Source organism: Nocardioides pyridinolyticus (assembly GCF_054653575.1).
Genome location: NZ_BAAIFY010000117.1, coordinates 1 through 231, shown reverse-complemented (window position 1 = coordinate 231; position 231 = coordinate 1). Strand labels below are relative to the sequence as shown.

Below are 231 nucleotides of genomic sequence, written 5' to 3'. Positions count from 1 at the left end.
GGCGATCGCCACCATCCCCGACCACGCGTGGACCACCATCGAGTACCCCGACGCCATCTTCGACGAGACCACCGGCCGCTGGATCTCCCGCGCCGAGGTCGCCGAGATCGGCTTCACCGCCTTCGCTGCGCAGAAGAAGTCCGAGCAGGTGCCGGGCCGGCTGGTCGTGCGCCGGATACCCGACTTCAACGCCGAGAAGAACAAGGCCGCCGGCCAGGACGCCCTGTTCGA

At 68.8% G+C, this 231-nt stretch carries 1 pseudogene; it reads left to right on the top strand.

Going from position 1 to position 231, the window contains the following annotated elements:
- Positions 1-231 (top strand): annotated as a pseudogene (locus tag ACYQ0U_RS22900) (IS1380 family transposase); the annotation flags it as partial.